The following is a 19606-nucleotide window of genomic DNA, read 5'->3' as shown; positions in this document are numbered from 1 at the left end:
ATACATGAAGAAGAAAATCCGAGGGGGTAGTTTTTTTGCCGGATCGCTGCTTATTGCGTCAACCTGCGCGATGGCACAGTCGGTCCAGCCGGTTGGCAACGATCAACAGGCTCGTCAGCAGGAGGAAGTACGCGAGCGTGAACGAACCGTTTCCGCGCCGGGAGTCCGTTCGAGTATCGAAGCACGTGCAGGCTATCCAACGCTGCCGAGCGAACAGCCATGCTTCCACATTGATCATTTCATGGTCAGCGTGCCCGATTCGCTTCCTGATGGCGTGAAAGCGCAGGGTGCATCTGCGCTGCCGATGGATCGCTTCGCGTTCGCTCGTGAATGGCTCGAACACTACACGGGGCAGTGCGTAGGCAAGCAAGGGTTGGATGTACTCGTCAAGGCATTGTCGCAAGACATCTTGTCGCGTGGGTACATCACGACACGCGTATTGCTGCCGGAACAGGATTTGTCGTCCGGTACGTTGAAAGTCTCGCTGATTCCCGGTGTGATTCGTCACGTGCGTTTCGCTGATGAAAAACTGCGCGGCACATGGAAAACCGCGTTTCCAACACGCGACGGCGAACTGTTGAACCTGCGCGACCTTGAGCAAGGTTTGGAGCAGATGAAGCGCGTACAGAGCCAAGACGTATCGATGCAGATTGTTCCGGGTGACGTACCGGGCGAAAGCGATGTCGTGCTCGATGTGAAGCGTGGCAAGCCGTGGACAGTCGTTGCATCGATCGACAACTCAGGCACACGCGCGACCGGCAAGTTACAGGGCAACCTGTCGCTCGGTATCGATAACCCGCTCGGCCTGAATGACATCTTCAACGTCGGCGTGAGCCAAGACCTTGAACTCGGTGACAAGCGCCTTGGTTCCCACGGCTGGAACGGTTTTTATTTGATCCCGTGGGGCTACTGGACCGCAACGTTATCGGCCTACACGAACACGTACTACCAGCAAATCGCGGGCGTGAATCAAACGTTCGTCGCGAGCGGCAATTCGAAGACGATCGATTTCAAGCTTGCCCGAGTGCTTGCCCGCAGTCAGAACGACGTGTTCGGCGGCTATGTCCGCTTGTCCCGTCGCTTCGGTCAGAGCTTCATCGAAGATACGGAAATCCCGCAGCAGCGTCGTAACAACACGTTCTTTGAATTCGGTCTGACCGACCGTCACTATTTCGACGGGGCGCAGTTCGACGGTACGCTTGCGTTCCGAGAGGGCGTCGGGGGCTTGGGTGCGCGGGACGACATTCTTGCTGCCGGTGGAGGTCCGACTTACCGTTTCAAGATGGCGGTACTCGATGCGAACCTGTCGGTGCCTTTCGCGATCGCGAAGCAGCCGTTCCGATACGTGACGAGCATCCACGGCCAATATACCGGGAACTCGCTGTACTACATCGATGACTTGACGATCGGCAGTCGCTACACAGTTCGCGGTTTCGACGGCGAAACGATGCTGGCGGCGGCGCGCGGCTTCTACTGGCGCAACGAACTGCAGATGCCGATCGGACAGACCGGACAGGCGATTTATGCGGGATTGGATTACGGCCGCGTTTGGGGGCCGCAGCCGGTTGCGTTGGTCGGTACGCAGTTGGCCGGGGCGGTGATCGGCGTCAAAGGCAGTGTATCGACACATTTCGGCGGCTACGGCTATGACCTGTTCGCCGGTGCGCCGGTCTACAAGCCGTCGGGATTTCCCACTGCGCGTGTGACGGTCGGGTTTCAGGTGACGGCGCAATTCTAGAGCATCGATACAAGGACGGACACGATGGCGCAGACGTACGGGAGCCAGATATTTGGACCGCTTTACGACGTGGTGGGTTGGGTCGCGGCGGTAGGCATTTTTTTCTACTTCGCCCTTGGCGCTCAGGGACTGAGTATCGCGCAACGTGAGCGGGTGCCGCGTTGGTTGCTCAACAAGAAAATTTGTTTTTCGTTGGCTTTGTTCAGTGCAGTGATGGCCGTAGCGAAATTCGCTCACTGGATTTGACGAGTGTTGACGAGAGGACGTCCGGATTTCCGACAGCACGTTGGACGGTCGGATTTCAGGTCACGGTGCAGCTTTGAGTGGTCGCGGTGAGCAGCGCAATTTGTATGTTGACAATGAAGACCTCTCGACAACATTCAACGCAGGAAGATCGTGAACTGACCGCATTTCTGCAGCGGCATATCGATGCGTTGGTGTCGTCAAATTCGGAGCCGCGTCCGCCGTGTTTCCATTGCGGCTCCGTACATGTCGGCATTCAAGGATACCGAAACGCGTTGAGCGGTCAGCGAATTCCGCGCTTCTTGTGCAGGACGTGCAATCGCGAATTCACGCGGTTGCACGGTACGCCGTTGTACGGGCGTCATGCACAGAAGATGGAGGCGTTGATCCCGCTTCTATCGCAGCCGATCAGTCGTGCGGACGTGACTGAGATGCTCGGGACCGAGTCCATGAATATTGCGACAAAGGTGAAAGAGCTACGTGCGTGGCTGCTCGAACTCGACCCAACGGGCAAATGGGAAGCGCGGGTGAAGCTCGGCGGCTTGCCGACGGCGATCCTTCCTGCGCAGTGGCATTTCGAAGAAGCAGGTGCGCGTGAGGACCTTGAACTGACGCGACGGCTCACCGCAGAGTTTGACGAGATTCATTCGACAACGGGCCGAGCACCCGCGTGTCCATACTGAGCTTCCCCTGAAATTTCGCCTTCCATCGAGTCATGTATAAACTCGACGGAAAGGAAGGGAATCAGGGATGTTCAAGGTACCGAAACAATCGTACACGCCGGAATTCAAGGTTGCAGCCGTGCAGCGGGTCAAGGACGGCCAGGGCTTTGCTGTGGTGGCCCAGGAACTGGGCATGTCGGAGCAGACGCTGCGCCACTGGGTAAAGGCCGAGGCGTCGGGCAAGCTGAATGGAGCTGGAGCGAAGCCAGTTACGCCGGAGCAGATGGAGCTTTCGCGCATGCGCGCCGAGATCAAGCGCCTGCAAATGGAACTTGAGATCGCAAAAAAAGCGGCAGCATACTTCGCGAAGGACCTGCTGTGAGGTATGCCTGGATCGACCAGCAGGTCGGGCAGTATCCGCTGTCGTCGCTGTGCGGGGTGTTGTCGGTCAGCGCGAACGGTTATCGCGCGTGGAAGCGCGGCGGCAAGTCGGGGCGAACGCGACTGACGGACACGCAATTGCTGACGCTGATCTGGACGGTGCACGCCGAGGTCAAAGGAGCATACGGTTCGCCGCGCATGACTGAGGAAATCCGTGATCGAGGCTTTCCGGCCAGCAAGGAGCGCGTGGAACGGCTGATGCGTGAGCATGGCATCCGGGCGCGGCACAAGCGCCGTTACCGGGTGACGACCGATTCGAAACACAAGCTGCCGGTCGCGCCAAACCTGTTGAACCGCGAGTTCACGCCCGCCGCGCCGAATCAGGTGTTCAGCTCGGACATCACATATATCTGGACCGACGAGGGCTGGCTGTACCTGGCCGTGGTGCTCGACCTGTTCAACCGGGAGGTGGTGGGCTGGTCGATCAAGCCGCGCATGACGGCGGGTCTCGTGACGGACGCGCTGACGATGGCTTGGTTCCGCCGCCGTCCCGCGCCGGGTGCACTGTGCCATTCGGATAGAGGCAGCCAATACGCGAGTCACGAGTTCCAGCGCAAGCTGAGCGCCTACGGCATGCGCTGCTCAATGAGTCGCAAGGGAAACTGTTGGGATACTCAGTTCAGAATACGCCTCGAACGTCGGATCGATCTGACCCGTGCTGGGATTGGCCGAGTTGCCTTGGCATTGACCTGTCGATCGAGCTCCGGCGTTCCCCGAGCGTTGCCGGGCCCAGCGTTTGTGACCTGATAGGAGCTTTGTCCTGCACCGTGAGTGTCCTGTCCAGCGAGTGGGATTGGCGATGCGTCCACCACGACGGAAACACGCATGGAACAACACGAAGTCATCCTGGGCGTCGACACGCATCTCGATACACATGTCGGAGCAGTAATCAGCGAAACAGGAAAACTCCTTGGAACCCTTTCGGTGCCGGCCGAGACCGCGGGATATCTCAAGCTGCTGACCTGGGCGAATTCTCTCGGTCACCTGCGTCGGGCTGGCGTTGAAGGTACCGGCACCTATGGCGCAGGCCTTGCCCGCGTGTTGCGCGATCACGAGATTGAGGTGCTGGAGGTCAATCGTCCGGATCGGGCTGCGCGTCGATCGCGCGGAAAGTCCGATCCGACCGATGCAGAAAACGCCGCGCGTGCGGTCCTCGCCGGGAAGGCAACTGCGATTCCCAAAGAGCAATCTGGGGCGGCCGAAGCAATGCGAGCTGTTTCCGTTGCTCGTCGCAGCGCCGTCAAAGCCAAGACGCAGGCGATCAATCAGTTGCGAGCCTTGCTGGTGAGCGCGCCGCAGGACATCCGCGAACGCCTTCTGAAGACAAAGACCGCCGAATGCGTTGCCAACTGCTCACGGCTGCGCTCGTTGGGTAACACGCCGATGTTGCAGACTCTGGCCACCACGCTGCGCTTGTTGGCAAAGCGCTATCTCGCGCTGGCGGAAGAACTCACGACGCTCGATGCGATGCTCGAACAACTAACCCTCAAGCATGCCAGACGGCTTCGGGAACGATTCGGTGTTGGGCCTCAAACGGCGGCAGTGCTTGTTGCCGTTGCAGGCGACAATCCGGAACGGTTGAAAAGCGATGCCGCGCTCGCCGCGCTTTGTGGCACGAGTCCATTGCAAGCATCTTCCGGAAAAACGGTCCGACATCGCCTGAATCGAGGCGGCGACCGCGCTGCGAACAACGCCTTGTGGACCATTGCCATGGTGCGAATGCGCAGTGACCCGAGAACCCGCGCATACGTCGAGCGACGGACCAAGGAAGGAATGTCGAACAAGGAAATTCATCGCTGTCTGAAGCGTTATATCGTCAGGGAGATGTACCCGCTCATTCTTGCCGACTTAGCCGATTCAGCCCGTACCACTTGACATAGGAGCGTCATTGCTCCAACGGAAAGCTTCTTCAACAGCTTGAAGAACGAACGGGTTCACGCCACGCGCTACCGGACGCATCAGGACGCGAAGGCCGATCTGTTCGAATACATCGAAGTGTTTTACAACCGCACTCGTCGTCATTCGTCGCTCGGCTTTGTGTCTCCGGAAAGGTATCTTCAGGACTGGATCAACGCTCAGCAGACAAGAATGCGGCTGCATAACTCAGGACCGTTGGAAGGCGAAAAACCGAGGGAAGCTCACGTTGAGATATGCGAGCACGGCGGCCATGAATCGTGAACCGCTAACCGTTAGCCCCCCTCAGCCCGAAAAATCCGTCACCACCGTCACTCCGGCGCCTTCGAACCGATCCATGTTCATCAGCGCGTCGATCGACTCGCCGAGACTGATTTCCTTGCCGATCAGGCGCTCCGGCGCGAGCTTGCCGGCATGCACCATGTCGAGCATCGCGCCGTAGCGATGCGCCTGCATCCCGTGGCTGCCGAGAATCTCGAGTTCGTGCGCGATCACCTTGCTCATCGGCACGGCCGGCGTCGCGTGTTCGCCGAGCATCAGCCCGACCTGCACGTGCTTGCCGCGCCGGCGCAGGTTGCTGATCGAGTTGAAGCAGGTGGTCGGATGGCCGAGCGCATCGAGCGAGACGTGTGCGCCGCCGCGCGTGATCTCCTTCACCGCGTCGACGACGTCCGTCACCTGCGACGCATCGACGGTCGCCGCCGCGCCGAGCGCGCGCGCGAGCGTTAGGGCACGCTCGGAAATGTCGATCGCGACGACGTTCGCGCCGATCGCGTTCGCGATCATGATCGCCGACAGGCCGACGCCGCCGCAGCCGTGCACGGCCACCCACTGGCCGGCCGACGTGCGCCCCTGGTCGACGACCGCGCGAAACGACGTCACGAACCGGCAGCCGAGGCTCGCCGCGGTCGGGAAGTCGAGCGCATCGGGCAGCCGCACGAGGTTCAGGTCCGCGTGGTGGATGCCGACGTATTGCGCGAACGAGCCCCAGTGCGTGAAGCCGGGCTGAAACTGGCGCTCGCAGACCTGCTGATTGCCCGAGTGGCATTCCGGGCAATGGCCGCAGCCGCCGACGAACGGCACCGTCACGCGGTCGCCGGCCTTCCAGCGCGTGACCGCCGCGCCCGCCGCGACCACCACGCCCGCCAGTTCGTGGCCCGGCACATGCGGCAGCACGATATCCGGATCGTGTCCCATCCAGCCGTGCCAGTCGCTGCGGCACACGCCGGTCGCCTTCACCTCGATCACGACGCCGTCGGGTGCCGGCCTCGGATCGTCCACGTCCATCAGCCGCGGCGCCGCGCCGAACGCTTCATAAACGACTGCTTTCACGATCTCCTCCTGGGTCGAATGACTCTTTCAATATAGCGCGGCAATGGTGGATTGTTCTTTCGTCTTGCGATTGAGAAGCGCACGATTCTGAGATAGCCTTGCGACGATCGTGCGATTGCCGCAAGGAGCTTTCATGGAGCAGCTGGACAGGATCGATCGCGGCATGCTGGACATGCTGCAGCAGGACGGGCGCGTGTCGAACGCGCGCCTGGCGGAAGCGTTCTCGCTGAGCGAGACGTCGTGCTGGCGCCGGCTGCGCCGGCTCGAGGAAGCGGGGCTGATCGCCGGCTATCACGCGCGGCTCGATCGCAGAAAGCTGGGGTTCGGCGTGATGGCGTTCGTGCAGATCGTCTGCACGCAGCACAGCGAGGCGGTGACCGCGGAGTTCGAGCGCCTGATCCAGGCGAGCCCGAACGTGCTCGCCTGCGACAACACGACCGGCGAAGCGGATTTCCTGCTGCAGGTCGTGGCAGCCGATCTCGACGACTACAGCCATTTCGTCGAAAGGGTGTTGCGCAAGCTGCCGGGCGTGCTGAGCATTCGCTCGAACCTGTCGCTGCGGCAGCTGAAATCGACGCAGCGGCTGCCGATCGCGTGACGCGCACGGCGGCGCTCAGTCGGCGAGCCGTTTGTCGGCGAGCGCCTTGCAGCAGTCTTCGTACACGCGCTGCACGAGTTTCGCGCGGTAGTCGAGATCGTCGGTATCGACGATCTCCTCGACGGCGTCGCGCGCCCAGGACGCGTCGACGAAGCTCGCGTGCCGTTTCGCGATGTCCTGCGCGAGCGCGGCCAGCTTCGCGAGCGCGAGCCAGTCGGACTGCCGGCGATGGCGGTCGAGCCAGCGGTGCGCGGCCTGAACCTGGAACGCCGCGTCCGGCCAGCATTCATTCAGATAAAACGCGCCGAGATTGCCGCAGGTGAGCCAGCACAGCAGCTCGAGGCGGTCTTGCGAGCCGAGGGTACGGGATGCGTCGGTCATGGCAGCGCTCACGAAAGGCATCGATTCCGGGTGGCGCGGCGTGCAGCGGCCGGCGCCGATACTAAAAACATAGCACGATGCGCGCCACCTGGCGCACCGGCGTCGCGGGCTCGGCTCGGAAGGTCGAACCCGGGGCCGGCGGCGCGCGCACCGCAGCCCCACCGCGCGCCCGCAGCGGGTCGGCCGCGTCGGCTTCCCACGCGTCGCCGCACCCGTCGCACCGTCGTTAGAATGGCCGTTTTCCGGGAGACAGGAAGCGATGAAAATCTACGATCAGTTCTACATCGACGGCGCATGGTGCAAACCGGCCGGAGCCGGCACCATCGACGTGATCGACTCCGCCACCGAGGCGGTGCTCGGCCGGATTCCCGAAGGTGCGGCGACGGACGCACGGCACGCGGTCCGCGCGGCGCGCGCCGCCTTCGACGCGTGGGCCGCGACGCCGCCCGCGACGCGCGCCGGCTACCTGCGCAGGATCGTCGAGCGCTTGCAGACCCGCAGCGAGGAGCTCGCCCAATCGATCACCGGCGAGGTCGGGATGCCGATCAAGCTGTCGCGCGCGATCCAGGTCGGCGCGCCGGTCTACAACTGGAAGGTATACGCCAAACTCGCCGAGTCGTTCGAATTCGAGGCGAAGGTCGGCAATTCGCTGGTGGTGCGCGAGCCCGTGGGTGTCGTCGCGGCCATCACGCCGTGGAACTATCCGCTCAACCAGATCACGCTGAAAGTCGCGCCGGCGCTCGCGGCCGGCTGCACGGTCGTCCTGAAGCCGTCCGAGGTCGCGCCGCTCAATGCGTTCATGCTCGCCGAGGCGATCCACGAAGCCGGGTTGCCGGCCGGCGTGTTCAACCTCGTGTGCGGATACGGCCCGGTGGTCGGCGAGGTGCTGGCCACCGATCCCGAGGTCGACATGGTGTCGTTTACCGGTTCGACGCGCGCCGGCAAGCGCGTGGCCGAATTGGCGGCGGCGACCGTCAAGCGCGTCGCGCTGGAGCTCGGCGGCAAGTCGGCAGCAGTGATCCTCGACGATGCCGATTTCCCGGCGGCGGTGAAGGGCACGGTCAACGCGTGCTTCCTCAACGCAGGCCAGACCTGTTCCGCGCACACGCGCATGCTGGTGCCGCACGCGCGCTACGACGACGCGCGCGCACTCGCGAAGGCGGCCGCCGAAGCCTATCTCGCGGGCGACCCGCGCCAGGAGACGACGCGCCTCGGCGCGCTCGCGTCGGCCGTGCAGCAGCAGCGCGTGCAGGCCTACATCCAGCGCGGCATCGACGACGGCGCCGAACTCGTGACGGGCGGCACGGGCCTGCCCGACGGGCTGACGAAGGGCTTCTTCGTGAAGCCCACGGTGTTCGGCCGCGTCGACCCGACGTCGGCGATCGCGCAGGAGGAAATCTTCGGGCCGGTGCTGTCGATCATCACGTATCGCGACGAAGACGAAGCGGTGCGCATCGCGAACGACACGCCGTACGGGCTGGGCGGCGCGGTATGGGCGGGCAGCGACGAGCGGGCGCTGCGCGTCGCGCGCCGGCTCCGCACCGGGCAGGTCGACATCAACGGCGGCAGCTGGAACAGCGCCGCGCCGTTCGGCGGCTACAAGCAGTCGGGCTACGGCCGCGAGAACGGCGTGTACGGGCTCGAGGAGTACCTGGAATACAAGTCGATGCAGCTCAGGCCGGCGAATCCGTCCTGACGCGTTTCACGCCGCATCGCTCGCCACGGCACGCTCGCGTGCCGTTTTTTTGTTGACGGCCATCAAGATGCACACCGGTGGATCGTCGATCATCGCTGTTCCGATGTTTCGACGAGGCTCCAGATGACCGTACCCACTCCCTTCCCGCCGCTCACGATTCGCGGGCGCACGCTACTGCCGGTGGTGCAGGGCGGCATGGGCGTAGGCGTGTCCGCGCACCGCCTTGCGGGCACCGTCGCGCGCGAGGGCGCGCTCGGCACGATCGCGAGCATCGACCTGCGTCATCACCACGCGGATCTGCTCGCGCGCTGTCGCGCGCATCCCGACCGGGCGACGCTCGAGGCCGCGAACCTCGAGGCGCTCGCGCGCGAGGTTCGCCTCGCGAAGACTTACAGCGAAGGGCGCGGGATGATCGCCGTCAACGTGATGAAGGCGGTGAGCGCCCATGCGGACTACGTGCGCGTCGCGTGCGACGCGGGCGCGGACGCGATCGTGATGGGCGCGGGCCTGCCGCTCGATCTGCCCGATCTCACCCAGGGCCACGACATCGCGCTGATTCCGATTCTGTCGGACAGCCGCGGAATCGCGCTGGTGCTGAAGAAATGGATGAAGAAGGGCCGGCTGCCCGACGCGATCGTGATCGAGCATCCGGCCTATGCGGGCGGCCACCTCGGCGTCACGCAGATCGACGACATGCACGACGCCCGATTCGATTTTGCGCGCGTGCTCGACGAGACGGCGCAGGTGATGGCCACGCTAGGACTCGAGCGGGACACGATCCCGCTGATCGTTGCGGGCGGGATCGGCAGCCACGACGCGGTGCGCGCGGCGCTCGCGGCCGGCGCGAACGGCGTGCAGATCGGGACGCCGTTCGCGGTGACGGAAGAAGGCGATGCGCATCCGAACTTCAAGCGCGTGCTGGCCGATGCGGTGCCCGACGACATCGTCGAATTCGTCAGCGTGACGGGGCTGCCGGCGCGCGCGGTCCGAACTCCCTGGCTCGATCGATACCTGCGTAACGAGGCGCGCATCCGCAGCAAGCTCGGTGCGTTCAAGCAACGCTGTCCGACCGCGCTCGAATGCCTGAGCGTATGCGGGTTGCGCGACGGCATCGAGAAGTTCGGGCACTTCTGCATCGACACGCGGCTCGCGGCCGCGTTGCGCGGCGACGTTGCGAACGGGCTGTTCTTCCGCGGGCGCGAAGCGCTGCCGTTCGGCACGGCGATCCGCAGCGTGCGCGATCTGCTCGAGCTGTTGCTGACGGGCCGTGTCGCAGAGCCTGCGGCAAACCGCCCCATGTTTACGCTCGCTTGATCGATATCAAGATGAAAAAAAGACCCTATTGGGAGAATGGTATCCATTCTTTGGGGGTCCGTACCATGCATAAAGCGATTCAAACATTTGTCACCACCACCGCCGTCGCGGCCAGCCTTATCGCGATGCCTTCGCTGTCCCACGCGGCTTCCGCGGGCGACGGTATCAATCAGGGTGACGTCCTGGTGCGGTTGCGCGCGATCAGCATTCAGCCGAACGAGCGCGGCAGCGACACGCTGGGCGCGATCAACACCGGCGTGAACAACGCGATCGTGCCTGAACTCGACTTCACGTACATGATCCGCGACTACCTGGGGGTCGAGCTGATCCTCGGCACGTCGCGCCATCAGGTCACGTCGAGCCTGGGCAATCTCGGCGGCGTGGGCGTGCTGCCGCCGACGCTGCTGCTGCAATACCACTTCAATCACGCCGGCAAGGTGCGTCCGTATGTCGGTGCGGGTCTGAACTACACGTACTTCTACAACAACGGTCTGAATGTCGGCGGTCAGGGCGTGTCGATCAACAAGAGCAGCTTCGGTCCGGCGCTGCAGTTCGGCGTCGACGTGCAACTCACCAAGAAGGTGTTCATGAACGTCGACTTGAAGAAGATCTGGATGAGCACCGACGCGACGCTCGGCGACAAGGGCATCGGCACGCTGCACATCGATCCGCTGATCGTCGGTATCGGCGTCGGGATGAAGTTCTAAGCGAGCAGAGCAACAAACTGAGTTGGGGTTGGCGGCATGGCAGTCGGCATGCCGCTCTTTTTTTATGCAGCGCCGTTGCAGGTGGGGCCGGAGCGCGCGGCGGCAAGCGGGACGCGTACGTCGCGCTGCCGGAACACGCTGGCGTCGCGATTAACCGGCAGCGGCGTTGCCGTTCACGGGCCGCGCGAGCGGTACGTATCGACGCGCGTCGTCTTACAGCTTGTCGTACTGGAAGCGCATCGCGGTGCCGTCGCGCGTGATGCGTTCCCACACGGCGCGCTTTTCTTCGTCGCTGAGGAACACCCAGTTCGATACCTCGGCGGCCGTACGGCCGCACCCCTTGCACACTTCGTCGAACAGGGTCGAGCACACGCCGATGCAGGGGCTGTCGGGCAGGTCGTGGAGATTGGAGGCCATCTGAAGGGTTCGCGCGGTGGAGTCGACGGGGCGTCATTTTAATGCATCGGCATGGCTCGACCCGGGCGAGCCGCCATCCGGGCGCACGGCGCGTCGCCCGACCGCGCGTGCGGCTGACCGGGCGCCGATCCACATCGGCCGTCCAGCACGGCACGGCATGCGGCGACGTCACCCACTGAGCGCCTACGCGCTCGCGACCCGATCGCAACCTTGGCGTGCCCTGCGCGCCCGCAAGCACGACTCGCACGCCGATTCACCGCCGCCTTGTTTTCCCCATGGACAGACGCCGATTACCCGATAGAATTCCCCGGGATGCGTTGCTGCGCGCGCCGCCTGAGCGGCCGGTGGCGGCAATGTGTTCCGTTTGCGCGACACGGGCATGATTTTTTTGTGACCGGGCGCGAATGATGATAGCGTTCGGGGTTTTCGGGGGGCGGCGCGCCCAACTGCGCCGCCATGATGAGGCAGACGGCAGCCGGACAAACAGTCCGGTCGGAGGGAGAGCGGGATGAAAGCAAAAGTAGTGGGCCGGTTCGCAGCGCTCGCGCTGTGCGTGGGTGCATCGGCGGCGGCGGCGAAGGATACGCAGCTCAATGTCTATAACTGGTCGGACTACATTGCGAAGGACACGATCCCGAACTTCGAGAAGCAGACGGGCGTCAAGGTCCGCTACGACAACTACGACAGCGACGACACGCTGCAGGCGAAGCTGCTCACCGGCAGCTCGGGCTACGACATCGTCGTGCCGACCAGCAACTACGCAGGCAAGCAGATCGCGGCCGGCATCTTCGCGCCGCTCGACAAGTCGAAGCTTCCCAACCTCAAGTACCTCGATCCGCAGCTGATGGCGCTGGTCGCCGGCGCCGATCCGGGCAACAAGTATTCGGTGCCGTGGGCATACGGCACGACCGGTCTCGCGTACAACCTGACGAAGGCGCAGCAGGCGCTCGGCAAGGTGCCGCTCGACAACTGGGACATTCTGTTCAAGCCGGAAAACATCTCGAAGCTGAAGACCTGCGGCGTGTCGGTGCTCGACGCGCCGGACCAGATGTTCGCGGCGGCGCTGCACTACATCGGCAAGGATCCGATGAGCACGAACCCGGCCGACTACAAGGCCGCGATGGACGTGCTGAAGAAGATCCGTCCGTACATCACGCAGTTCAACTCGTCGGGCTACATCAACGACCTGGTCGGCGGCGACATCTGCTTCGCGTTCGGCTGGTCGGGCGACGTCGTAATCGCGAAGCATCGCGCGGTCGAAGCGAAGAAGCCGTACAAGGTCGAGTACTACATCCCGAAGGGCGGCGCGCCCGTGTGGTTCGACGTGATGGCAATCCCGAAGGACGCGAAGAACAAGGACGCCGCGCTGCAATGGATCAACTACATCGAGGATCCGAAGGTGCACGCGGCGATCACCAACGCCGTGTACTACCCGAGCGCGAACGCCGAAGCGCGCAAGTACGTGCGCCCGGACGTCGCGAACGACCCGGCCGTCTATCCGCCGGCCGACGTCGTGAAGACGCTGTTCCTGCTCAAGCCGCTGCCGCCTGAAATCCAGCGTCTGCAGACCCGTCTGTGGACCGAGCTGAAATCGGGCCGCTGACGCGCGCCGCGGTGAGCCAGCAGTCATGAAGCCCCTGGTGTCCCCGGGGGCTTTGTTCGTCAAACGCAGGAGAGAAGCAGCACATCATGAATAGCCAGTCGGGCGCGCCGGTCGCGGGTGCGCCGTCCTTCGTTCCTTCTTCCGGCGCCGCGTCGCGCGCGGAGAACTTTGTCCAGATCGTCGACGTCGTCAAGAAGTTCGGCGAAACCGAAGTGGTCCGCAATGTGAACCTCACGGTGCGCCAGGGCGAGCTGTTCGCGCTGCTGGGCAGCTCGGGTTCCGGCAAGTCGACTCTGCTGCGGATGCTCGCCGGCCTCGAGACGGTCACGTCGGGCAAGATCCTGATCGACGGCGAAGACCTCGCGCAAATGCCGCCGTACAAGCGGCCCGTGAACATGATGTTCCAGTCGTATGCGCTGTTCCCGCACATGTCGGTCGAGGCGAACGTCGCGTACGGCCTGAAGCAGGAAGGCACGCCGAAGGCCGAGCTGAAGGAGCGCGTGGCCGCCGCGCTCGAGCTCGTGCAGATGAGCAAGTACGCGAAGCGCAAGCCGCATCAGTTATCGGGCGGCCAGCAGCAGCGCGTCGCGCTCGCACGCTCGCTGGTCAAGCGTCCGAAGGTGCTGCTGCTCGACGAGCCGATGTCGGCGCTCGACAAGCAGATCCGCCAGCGTACGCAGATCGAGCTCGTCAACATCCTGCAGAAGGTCGGCGTCACCTGCATCATGGTCACGCACGACCAGGAAGAGGCGATGACGATGGCCAACCGGCTCGCGGTGATGAGCGAAGGGCAGATCGTGCAGATCGGCTCGCCGAGCGAGGTCTACGAATATCCGAACAGCCGCTTCTCGGCCGAGTTCATCGGCTCGACGAACCTGTTCGAGGGCATCACCGTCGAGGACGAACCCGACTACGTGTACATCGAATCGCCCGAGCTGCCGAGCCGGCTGTACGTGAGCCACGGCATCACCGGCCCGCTCGGGATGCCGGTCACGGTGTCGGTGCGCCCCGAGCGCATCGCGCTGACCCGCAAGCCGCCCGAAGGCGCGTTCAACTGGGCGCACGGCCGGATCGCCAACGTCGCGTACATGGGCGGCTATTCGCTGTATCACGTGAAGCTCGACGCGGGCAAGACGGTGATCGCGAACGTGTCGAGCCTCGCGATCAGCGAGCTCGAAACGCCCGCGCTCGGCGACGAGATCTACGTGCGCTGGAGCGCGACCGCCGGCGTGGTGCTGACGTCATGAACGCGCTCAAGTCGATGTTCTCGTGGCCCGTGCGGCGCTTCAACCTGACGGGCGCCACGGCGGTCGTCGCGGGGCCGTACACGTGGCTCGTGCTGTTCTTCCTCGTGCCGTTCGTGCTGGTCGTGAAGATCAGCTTCGCGGAGCTGCAGCTCGGCATCCCGCCGTACACGGAGCTCGCGTCGTATACGGACGGCGTGTTGCACATCGCGCTGAACCTGTCGCACTACGCGTTCCTGCTCACCGACAGCCTGTACTTCGCGACCTACGTGAACTCGGTCGTGGTGGCCGCGATCACGACGCTGCTGTGCCTGCTGATCGGCTATCCGATGGCGTACTACATCGCCCGCTCGAACCCGGCCACGCGCAACCTGCTGATGATGGGCGTGATGCTGCCGTTCTGGACGTCGTTCCTGATCCGCGTGTACGCGTGGATCGGGATCCTCAAGAACAACGGCTTGCTGAACAACTTCCTGATGTGGGTCGGCCTGACGCACACGCCGATCGAGCTGTACCGCACCAACTACGCGGTCTATATCGGCATGGTGTATTCGTATCTGCCGTTCCTCGTGATGCCGCTGTACGCGCACCTCGTGAAGATGGACCTGCGCCTGCTCGAGGCGGCGTACGACCTCGGCGCGCGGCCGTGGAAGGCGTTCGTGCAGATCACGCTGCCGCTGTCGAAGAACGGGATCATCGCGGGCTGCCTGCTGGTGTTCATCCCGGCGGTCGGCGAGTACGTGATTCCGGAGCTGCTCGGCGGCGCGAACACGCTGATGATCGGCCGCGTGATGTGGAATGAGTTCTTCAACAACGCAGACTGGCCGATGGCGTCGGCCGTGACCTGCGCGATGGTGCTGCTGCTGCTCGTGCCGATGGCGATGTTCCAGCACTTCCAGGCGAAGGAGCAGGAGGGCCGCCGTCGATGAAGCCGAATCGTTTCCTGCAGTTCGCGGCGCTGTTCGCCGGCTTCGCGTTCCTCTACATCCCGATCGTCAGCCTGATCGTCTACTCGTTCAACGAGTCGAAGCTCGTCACCGTGTGGTCGGGCTTCTCGTTGCGCTGGTACGCGGCGCTCGTGCAGGACGACGAGCTGCTCGCGGCCGCGTGGCTGTCGCTGAAGATCGGCGTGCTGACCGCGTTCGCGTCGGTGTTCATCGGCACCTGGGCCGGCTTCGTGCTCGCGCGGATGGGGCGCTTCCGCGGCTTCGCGCTGTTCAGCGGGATGATCAACGCGCCGCTCGTGATCCCCGAGGTGATCCAGGGCATCTCGCTGCTGCTGCTGTTCATCGAGCTCGCGAAGTGGATCGGCTGGCCGGCCGAGCGCGGCGTGTTCACGATCTGGCTCGGCCACGTGATGCTGTGCATCTCGTACGTCGCGATCATCGTGCAGTCGCGCGTGCGCGAGCTGAACCCGTCGCTCGAGGAAGCCGCGCTCGATCTCGGCGCGACGCCGCTGAAAGTGTTCTTCACGATCACGCTGCCGCTGATTTCGCAGGCGCTGGTGGCCGGCTGGCTGCTGTCGTTCACGCTGTCGATCGACGACCTCGTGCTGTCGGCGTTCCTGTCGGGCCCCGGCTCGACGACGCTGCCGCTCGTCGTGTTCTCGCGCGTGCGCCTCGGCCTGAATCCGGAGATGAACGCGCTCGCGACGCTGTTCATCGTCGCGGTGACGGCCGGCGTCGTGATCGCGAACGTCGTGATGCTGCGCCAGCAACGCAAGCGGATGGCGGGCTTCGCGGCCTGAGCGCCGCCTGACGCGCCGGTTGCCGCGCAACCGGCAACAACAAAACGCCCGGCACCGACGATGAGTCGGACCGGGCGTTTTTGTCGCCAGCGCAGGCTGCGCGCGGCTTATGCGCTGAACGCGGCCTTCGCGAGCAGGCCGAGCGCCACGCACACGAGCACGATCGCGAAGCCGGCCTGCACGTGGCGCGCGGACAGGTGCCGCGACGCGGCGCGCCCGACTACCATGCCGAGCGCCGTCGCGACGGTGAACCACAGCATCATGTCGAGCGGCGCGCGCGTGCCCGCCACGAAGGTCGCGAGCACGCCGCCGGTGCCGACCAGCGCGATCACCATCAGCGACGTCGCGACCACGCCGTGCATCGACACGTTCGTGAACTTGCGCAGCATCGGCACGATCACGAAGCCGCCGCCGACGCCGAGCAGCCCCGTCATCAGGCCCGTCACCGCGCCGGTGGACGCGAGCGCGAACCCGACCGGCCACGACCACACGAGGCGGCCGGTGTCTGGATTCACGCGGCCGACGCACAGGCGCGACTCGTCGTGCTCGCCGGCGCCCTGGCGCAGTGCCTGCCGCAGCAGACGGGCCGCGACGATCAGCATCGTCAGCGCGAACAGCGCGAGCAGCACGCGTTGCGGCAGCACGTGCGCGAGCCGCACGCCGAGCGTGGTGAGCGGCACGCCCGCGAGCGCCATCAACAGCGCCGCGCGGTAGCGCACGAGCCCGCGGCGAAACCCTTCGAGCGCGCCGAGCGCGGCGCTGCCGGCCACCGCGACGAGCGCGACCGGCGTGGCCTGCTGCATCGGCCAGCCCATTCCGACGACGAGCGCCGGGACCGCGAGAATGCCGCCGCCCGCGCCGGTGAGGCCGAGCACGGCGCCGACGAAGCCGCCGAGTACCAGAGAAATCAGCATGGTGTCATCGGCTTCCGGTCAACGTGCGATCGCGGGCTTCGCGAGCCATTCGCGGCCCTTGAGCATCCCCTTCCAGTACAGCGGCGGCAGCAGGCGCTCCTTGAGCAGCCACGCGAGCCGCGACGGACGCCGGCCGTCGATCAGCCACGCGGGGAAGGTCGGCGCGACCTTGCCGCCGTACAGGAATTCGGCGAGCACGATCTTGCCGCGCTCGACCGTGAGCGGACACGAGCCGTAGCCGTCGTACGCGGCGTCGCCCTGCACGCGGCCGAGCGCCGCCAGCACGTTGTGCGCGACCACGGGCGCCTGCTTGCGCGCGGCCGCGGCGGTTTTCGCGTTGGTGGTGTTGGCGACGTCGCCGAGCGCGAAGATGTCCGGGAAGCGCTTGTGCCGCAGCGTCGCCGGGTCGACGTCGATCCAGCCGGCAGCATCGGCGAGCGGGCTCGCGCGCACGAAGTCGGGCGCCTTCTGCGGCGGCACGACGTGGATCATGTCGAAGTTGCGCTGGACGGTCTCCGTGCTGCCGTCGGGCAGCGTGCGCCGGAACGTCGCGCGCCGCGCCGGCCCGTCGATCGCGATCAGGTTGTGGCCGAACGACAGCGCGATGTCGTAGCGCTCGACGTATTCCATCAGCGCGGGCACGTAGTCGGCGACGCCGAACAGCACGGCGCCCGCATTCAGGAATTCGACGTTCGCCGCGCCCAGGCGGCCGTTGCGCCGCCAGTGATCGCACGACATGTACATCGCCTTCTGCGGCGCGCCCGCGCACTTGATCGGCATCGGCGGCTGCGTGAACAGCGCATTGCCGCCGCGGAACGCCTGCACCAGCTGCCACGTGTACGGCGCGAGATCGTAGCGATAGTTGGACGTGACGCCGTTGTGGCCGAGCGTGTCGGCGAGGCCCTCGATCGCGTCCCAGTCGAGCTTCAGGCCCGGGCACACGATCAGCTTGCGATAGCCGATGCGGCGGCAGCCGTCGAGCACGACCGCGTGCGCGTCGGGCTCGAAGCCGGCGACGGCCGCCTGGATGCGCTTCACGCCGCGCGGCAGCACGTCGACGATGCGGCGCGCGGTCGTCTCGGGCCGGAACACGCCCGCGCCGACCATCGTCCAGCCCGGCTGGTAGTAATGGATCTCGGCCGGGTCGATCACCGCGATGTCGAGCGAGCCGTCGCGCGCGAGCAGGCTCGACGCGACCGCGACGCCGGCCGCGCCCGCGCCGACGATCACGATGTCGTGCTGCGCGTCGACGGCCGGTGCGCTCTGCGCCGCGCCGCGTGCGAGCCGCGACGCGACTGCCGCGAGATCGTAGCCGGCCTTGGCCGCCGTCGCGACGATCTCGTCGATCGGACGCGAGCCGGCCTGCGACAGCGCCCACAGCGTCGCCGAGCGCATGCCGCTGCGGCAGTACGCGTGCACCGGGCCGGCGAGCGACGCGACCAGCACGCCGAACTGCGTGGCCTGCTCGTCGGTGACCTTGCCCGTGTCGACCGGCAGGTAGTGCACGGCGATGCCGAGCGGCGCGGCGGCGGCGCGGATCTCGGCGACGGTCGGCTGGTCCGAGCCTTCGCCGTCCGGCCGGTTGCAGACGATCGCGCGGACTCCTGCCGCTTGCAGCGCGGGGAGGTCGGTCGCGGCGATCTGGGGGGAGACCGATAGCGTGTCGGTCAGCTTGCGAATGTTCATGTCGGGGGTTCTCCGGTCGGGCGGCGGCTCGGCTTCAGATCGTCAGATCGCGTTCAGCGGGATCTTGAGGTAGCGCACGCCATTGTTTTCGGGTTCGGGCAGGTGGCCGGCGCGCATGTTGACCTGCACCGACGGCAGCATCAGCACCGGCATGTCGAGCGTCGCGTCGCGCGCGGTGCGCATGGCGACGAAATCGTCCTCGCTCACGCCGTCCTTCACGTGGACGTTCGCCTGACGCTGCTCGGCCACCGTCGTCACGAACTGCACGTCGCGGCCGCCGGGCTGGTAGTCGTGGCACAGGTACAGGCGCGTATCGGCCGGCAGCGCCAGCACGCGCGCGATCGAGCGGTACAGCGTGCGCGCGTCGCCGCCGGGGAAGTCGCAGCGCGCGGTGCCGTAGTCGGGCATGAACAGCGTGTCGCCGACGAAGGCCGCGCGCTGGGTCGCGTCGTCGACGCAGTAGGTCATGCACGCCGGCGTATGGCCCGGTGTGTGCATCGCGCGGATCGTCAGCGCGCCGAGCGCGAGCGTGTCGCCGTCGTCGAGCAGGCGGTCGAACTGGCTGCCGTCGTGCGCGAAGCCGGGGCCGGCATTGAACAGCGTGCCGAACACGTCCTGCACGCGGCGCACGTGCGAGCCGATCGCGATCTGGCCGCCGACGTGCGCCTTCAGGTACGGCGCAGCCGACAGGTGGTCGGCGTGCACGTGCGTCTCGAGCAGCCAGTGCACGGTCGCGCCGAGTTCGGCGACGCGCGCGATCAGCCGGTCGGCGCTGTCCGTGCGCGTGCGGCCGGATTTCGGATCGTAGTCGAGCACGCTGTCGATCAACGCGCAGGCGCGGCTGCCGGTATCGAGCAACAGGTAGCTGACGGTATGGGTCGCCGGGTCGAAGAAGCCTTCGACCGACAATTGGGGGGCATGGCTCACGTTATGTCCTCGCTGGGGTTCTGCATCTGCAATTGCGTATCC

18 protein-coding genes and 2 pseudogenes are annotated in these 19606 nt (G+C 65.2%); 14 read left to right on the top strand and 6 right to left on the bottom strand.

Features of this window, described 5'->3' with window-relative positions; all coding sequences use genetic code 11:
- Positions 1–70: 70 nt before the first annotated feature.
- From C3Y15_RS01345 to C3Y15_RS01320, 6 genes and pseudogenes are all read left to right on the top strand, one after another.
- On the top strand, positions 71–1738 hold the full coding sequence (locus tag C3Y15_RS01345; RefSeq protein ID WP_224020218.1) for a ShlB/FhaC/HecB family hemolysin secretion/activation protein: 1668 nt from the start codon (positions 71–73) through the stop codon (positions 1736–1738).
- Between the two features lie 24 nt (positions 1739–1762).
- Positions 1763–1984, top strand: a complete 222-nt coding sequence (locus tag C3Y15_RS01340) for a hypothetical protein (RefSeq protein ID WP_034193163.1) — start codon at positions 1763–1765, stop codon at positions 1982–1984.
- 104 nt (positions 1985–2088) lie between these two features.
- Entirely contained in the window at positions 2089–2664 is a 576-nt protein-coding gene (locus C3Y15_RS32115) for a DUF746 domain-containing protein (RefSeq protein ID WP_224020216.1), read from the top strand.
- A gap of 67 nt (positions 2665–2731) precedes the next feature.
- Positions 2732–3696: pseudogene (locus tag C3Y15_RS01330) on the top strand (IS3 family transposase); the annotation flags it as partial.
- 213 nt (positions 3697–3909) lie between these two features.
- The gene (locus C3Y15_RS01325; RefSeq protein WP_041493840.1) at positions 3910–4959 is read left to right on the top strand and encodes an IS110 family transposase; all 1050 of its coding nucleotides are present in this window, start codon (positions 3910–3912) and stop codon (positions 4957–4959) included.
- A gap of 15 nt (positions 4960–4974) precedes the next feature.
- Positions 4975–5166, top strand: a pseudogene (locus C3Y15_RS01320) (IS3 family transposase); the annotation flags it as partial.
- Between the two features lie 117 nt (positions 5167–5283).
- Here the strand turns inward: C3Y15_RS01320 and C3Y15_RS01315 are convergent.
- Positions 5284–6330, bottom strand: a complete 1047-nt coding sequence (locus tag C3Y15_RS01315; protein ID WP_034193160.1) for a zinc-dependent alcohol dehydrogenase family protein — start codon at positions 6328–6330, stop codon at positions 5284–5286.
- A 133-nt stretch (positions 6331–6463) separates the two neighbouring features.
- Here C3Y15_RS01315 and C3Y15_RS01310 point away from each other — a divergent pair, with 133 nt between their 5' ends.
- Positions 6464–6928, top strand: coding sequence for an Lrp/AsnC family transcriptional regulator (locus C3Y15_RS01310; RefSeq protein ID WP_011884930.1), 465 nt, complete (start codon positions 6464–6466; stop codon positions 6926–6928).
- 15 nt (positions 6929–6943) lie between these two features.
- Here C3Y15_RS01310 and C3Y15_RS01305 read toward each other — a convergent pair whose 3' ends face one another.
- Entirely contained in the window at positions 6944–7309 is a 366-nt protein-coding gene (locus C3Y15_RS01305) for a hypothetical protein (RefSeq protein WP_011884929.1), read from the bottom strand.
- 259 nt (positions 7310–7568) lie between these two features.
- Here C3Y15_RS01305 and C3Y15_RS01300 point away from each other — a divergent pair, with 259 nt between their 5' ends.
- The 3 genes from C3Y15_RS01300 to C3Y15_RS01290 all read left to right on the top strand — a co-directional run bounded on the left by C3Y15_RS01300 (position 7569) and on the right by C3Y15_RS01290 (position 11026).
- Entirely contained in the window at positions 7569–9005 is a 1437-nt protein-coding gene (locus C3Y15_RS01300; RefSeq protein WP_059461766.1) for an aldehyde dehydrogenase family protein, read from the top strand.
- Positions 9006–9128: 123 nt separating this feature from the next.
- Positions 9129–10319 carry a nitronate monooxygenase family protein gene (locus tag C3Y15_RS01295; protein WP_011884927.1) on the top strand — a complete coding sequence of 397 codons (1191 nt, stop codon included), beginning with the start codon at positions 9129–9131 and terminating at the stop codon, positions 10317–10319.
- A gap of 65 nt (positions 10320–10384) precedes the next feature.
- Positions 10385–11026 carry an OmpW family outer membrane protein gene (locus C3Y15_RS01290; protein ID WP_011884926.1) on the top strand — a complete coding sequence of 214 codons (642 nt, stop codon included), beginning with the start codon at positions 10385–10387 and terminating at the stop codon, positions 11024–11026.
- Between the two features lie 213 nt (positions 11027–11239).
- On the opposite strand, the gene C3Y15_RS01285 is transcribed toward C3Y15_RS01290, so the two are convergent.
- Positions 11240–11443, bottom strand: a complete 204-nt coding sequence (locus tag C3Y15_RS01285; RefSeq protein ID WP_011884925.1) for a DUF1289 domain-containing protein — start codon at positions 11441–11443, stop codon at positions 11240–11242.
- Positions 11444–11951: 508 nt separating this feature from the next.
- On the opposite strand from C3Y15_RS01285, the gene C3Y15_RS01280 reads away from it, so the two are divergent.
- From C3Y15_RS01280 to C3Y15_RS01265, 4 genes are all read left to right on the top strand, one after another.
- Positions 11952–13046: a polyamine ABC transporter substrate-binding protein gene (locus C3Y15_RS01280; protein ID WP_011884924.1), complete on the top strand. Its 1095-nt coding sequence runs from the start codon at positions 11952–11954 to the stop codon at positions 13044–13046.
- 86 nt (positions 13047–13132) lie between these two features.
- Positions 13133–14293: a polyamine ABC transporter ATP-binding protein gene (gene potA, locus C3Y15_RS01275; protein WP_011884923.1), complete on the top strand. Its 1161-nt coding sequence runs from the start codon at positions 13133–13135 to the stop codon at positions 14291–14293.
- Positions 14290–15219 carry an ABC transporter permease subunit gene (locus C3Y15_RS01270; RefSeq protein WP_041493835.1) on the top strand — a complete coding sequence of 310 codons (930 nt, stop codon included), beginning with the start codon at positions 14290–14292 and terminating at the stop codon, positions 15217–15219. Before potA ends, C3Y15_RS01270 begins: the two co-directional genes overlap by 4 nt.
- Positions 15216–16037, top strand: a complete 822-nt coding sequence (locus tag C3Y15_RS01265) for an ABC transporter permease subunit (RefSeq protein ID WP_011884921.1) — start codon at positions 15216–15218, stop codon at positions 16035–16037. Before C3Y15_RS01270 ends, C3Y15_RS01265 begins: the two co-directional genes overlap by 4 nt.
- A gap of 107 nt (positions 16038–16144) precedes the next feature.
- Here C3Y15_RS01265 and C3Y15_RS01260 read toward each other — a convergent pair whose 3' ends face one another.
- The 3 genes from C3Y15_RS01260 to C3Y15_RS01250 are packed head-to-tail and all read right to left on the bottom strand — an operon-like array spanning position 16145 to position 19564.
- Entirely contained in the window at positions 16145–16951 is an 807-nt protein-coding gene (locus C3Y15_RS01260) for a sulfite exporter TauE/SafE family protein (protein WP_011884920.1), read from the bottom strand.
- 18 nt (positions 16952–16969) lie between these two features.
- Complete coding sequence (locus C3Y15_RS01255; RefSeq protein ID WP_059461764.1) at positions 16970–18637, bottom strand: bifunctional protein tyrosine phosphatase family protein/NAD(P)/FAD-dependent oxidoreductase; 1668 nt, start codon at positions 18635–18637, stop codon at positions 16970–16972.
- Positions 18638–18679: 42 nt separating this feature from the next.
- On the bottom strand, positions 18680–19564 hold the full coding sequence (locus C3Y15_RS01250; protein ID WP_034193156.1) for an MBL fold metallo-hydrolase: 885 nt from the start codon (positions 19562–19564) through the stop codon (positions 18680–18682).
- Positions 19565–19606: the final 42 nt, after the last annotated feature.

Source organism: Burkholderia sp. B10, assembly GCF_004368385.1.
GTDB classification, from domain to species: Bacteria; Pseudomonadota; Gammaproteobacteria; order Burkholderiales; family Burkholderiaceae; genus Burkholderia; species Burkholderia vietnamiensis.
The sequence above is the reverse complement of the archived record's forward strand: the minus strand, read 5'-3'. Positions and strand labels throughout refer to the sequence as shown.